Raw genomic sequence first — 680 nt, forward strand, 5'->3', positions numbered from 1 at the left:
CTCAGGCGACGGATCAGTTCGTTGGCCAACTCCGGGAAGTCTGCAGAGTAAGCCGCAAAACGCTGGTCCCACTCGGCTTCGGCAGCACGACCGGCTTCTTTGGCGTCCCACTCGGCGTAGATGTCGGCCGGGATTTCGAACGGCTCGTAGTTCCACTTCAGGGCAGCGCGGGTCAGAGCGATTTCATCGGCGCCCAGTGGTGCGCCGTGGCAGTCTTCCTTGCCTTGCTTGTTCGGCGAGCCGAAGCCGATGGTGGTCTTGCAGCAGATCAGCGTCGGTTGCGCGCTTTTGCGTGCGGTTTCGATCGCAGTCTTGATTTCGTCCGGGTCGTGGCCATCGACATTGCGGATCACTTGCCAGTTATAGGCTTCGAAACGCTTAGGGGTGTCGTCAGTGAACCAGCCTTCAACTTCGCCGTCGATGGAGATGCCGTTGTCATCGTAGAAGGCGATCAGTTTGCCCAGGCCCAGGGTACCGGCCAGGGAGCAGACTTCATGGGAAATGCCTTCCATCATGCAGCCATCACCCAGGAACACGTAGGTGTGGTGGTCGACAACGTTGTGGCCTGGACGGTTGAACTGCGCCGCCAGGACTTTTTCCGCCAAGGCGAAACCGACAGCGTTGGCCAGACCCTGGCCCAGCGGGCCGGTGGTGGTTTCAACGCCCGGGGTATAGCCGTA

The 680-nt window shown here is 60.4% G+C and carries 1 protein-coding gene; it reads right to left on the minus strand.

Going from position 1 to position 680, the window contains the following annotated elements; translation table 11 throughout:
* Positions 1-680: thiamine pyrophosphate-binding protein (locus AC07O1_RS30365; protein WP_495091195.1), on the minus strand; the 680-nt coding region annotated here is incomplete at both ends.

The organism is Pseudomonas sp. GW821-FHT07G10 (assembly GCF_059418545.1).